Source organism: Bradyrhizobium sp., assembly GCF_016462955.1.
Taxonomy (GTDB): domain Bacteria; phylum Pseudomonadota; class Alphaproteobacteria; order Rhizobiales; family Xanthobacteraceae; genus Bradyrhizobium.
On record NZ_JAEMSD010000853.1, the window covers coordinates 1 to 1,720 of the forward strand.

3 protein-coding genes are annotated in these 1,720 nt (G+C 64.6%); 2 read left to right on the forward strand and 1 reads right to left on the reverse strand.

Features of this window, described 5'->3' with window-relative positions; genetic code table 11:
- Positions 1–398: LysR family transcriptional regulator (locus tag JHD07_RS39185; protein WP_291631959.1), on the reverse strand; the 398-nt coding region annotated here is incomplete at its 3' end.
- Between the two features lie 130 nt (positions 399–528).
- Here JHD07_RS39185 and JHD07_RS39190 point away from each other — a divergent pair.
- Both JHD07_RS39190 and JHD07_RS39195 read left to right on the forward strand, forming a co-directional pair.
- Positions 529–921 carry a RidA family protein gene (locus JHD07_RS39190; protein WP_291631962.1) on the forward strand — a complete coding sequence of 131 codons (393 nt, stop codon included), beginning with the start codon at positions 529–531 and terminating at the stop codon, positions 919–921.
- 45 nt (positions 922–966) lie between these two features.
- Positions 967–1,671, forward strand: coding sequence for an L-2-amino-thiazoline-4-carboxylic acid hydrolase (locus JHD07_RS39195; RefSeq protein ID WP_291631964.1), 705 nt, complete (start codon positions 967–969; stop codon positions 1,669–1,671).
- The last annotated feature ends 49 nt before the right edge of the window (positions 1,672–1,720 follow it).

The window sequence follows — 1,720 nt, forward strand, 5'->3', positions numbered from 1 at the left end:
AGCTCGTGCAGGCCGGCGGGCTGCAGCACGCGCAAACCGATCTCCGGATGTTTGCTGCGAAACGCTGCAAGTTCGAGGCGGCGCAGGTCGATGCTGCCGTGGACTCCCGCTTGCAGCAGTACTGAACCTGCCGGCTTCAACTGCGAGGTCGCCTCGGCAATGTGGCGGAAGCCTTCGGAGATCCCTGGCAGATAGGCCCGGCCGGCGTCAGTGAGGATGAGCTGCTTGTGCAGCCGTTCGAACAGCTGCACGCCGAGCCGTGCCTCCAGCGCCTTCACCTGCTGCCCCACGGCCGCGGGCGTGACGTGCAATTCGTGCGCGGCGAGCTTGAAGCTGAGATGGCGCGCGGCGGCCTCGAAGGCGCGGAGCGCGTTGAGTGGGGGCAGGGCGTAGGTCATCGCAACTGCACTTTGACACCGATGGGTTGCAGCCTTGCAATAGTTTTTCTTGTCCTGAACCGCAGCAATGATGCTTTGCGCTAGCGTGAGTCTGCCGGCTACGGTTGGCGCGCCAATCCGGAGAAACGCCATGTCGCCAGCTCACATCGTCAGCCACAATCCCGCAGCGGTTCACCCGCCTGTCGGCGGCTATTGCATGGGGCTCGAGCTGAAGCAGCATCGCCGCCTGCTGTTCATCAGCGGTCAGGTGCCCGAAAAGTCCGACGGCACCGTGCCCGACGGCTTCGAGGCGCAATGCGAGCAGGCCTGGCGCAACGTCAGAGAGGTGCTCGCCGCGGCAGGTCTCGGCGTCGAGCACCTGGTCAAGGTCACCACGTTCCTGACGGATCGCAGTCAAGTCGTCGCCAACCGCGCCATTCGCCGCGCCATGCTCGGGGAGCACCAGCCGGCACTGACCGTCGTGGTCGTCGAGACCGTCGACGGCAAATGGCTGCTGGAGATCGAGGCGATCGCCGCCGAATGAGCCGGCTTGTCGATATTGCAATGAGCCAATCATATCGGGTGTCTAATGGCCGAGATCCATCCGTTCTACCAGACGCACCGCCAAGCGATGGAGGCCGCCATGCGCGAGCGACTGGACCTCGCCGAAGCGATGCTCCACGAGCGCGCGTATCTCTCCGATATCGACAAGATCGGGCAGGAGGTGATGGACGAATTCGCGGTCGTCCTCACCCAGATGCCCTATGTCGGCGGCGCGGCAAGCCGCATGAGCGATTTCTTCATGCGCCTGACCGGCTTCATGGCCATCAGCCGGGTGCTCCGTCGCCACGGCGTGCCGGTGCCCGTGATCGGGGAGATCGAGCGGGAAACCTACAAGGCGCAACTGCTGGCGATGCCAGAAGCCGAGCGTCTCGCCGCGGGGCGTCAGTTCATGTCGCCGGAAAACCAGGGCTTGATGCGCGAGCAGGCGGCAAGGAGCGTTACACGAGCTCACCAAGCGGAGTTTCCGGAAGATTTCGTCTACGATTTCGTCGAGCCGGGTCCGCAGGACAGCTTCGAATTCGGCATCGACTACAAGGCCTGCGGCTTCTGCAAGCTCGCGGCGCGTCATGGCGACAAGGATATCCTGCCGAACATCTGCGGCCTGGATTTCGTCGCCTACGCCGCGCGAGGCATCCGCCTGGAACGGACCCAGACGCTGGCCAGCGGCGCCAGCCACTGCGATTTCCGGTTTTCGCGGCTGCCGCCGGACCGGGAGCGCAATCGCATGTGAACTACACGGGGACTGTCTGCGGGCTTGCTCGGCCTCTCCCGCTTGCGGG

Coding starts and splice junctions, on each gene's coding strand:
- JHD07_RS39190 (WP_291631962.1), top strand. CDS start 529: ATGTCGCCAGCTCACATCGTCAGCCACAATCCCGCAGCGGTTCACCCG.
- JHD07_RS39195 (WP_291631964.1), top strand. CDS start 967: ATGGCCGAGATCCATCCGTTCTACCAGACGCACCGCCAAGCGATGGAG.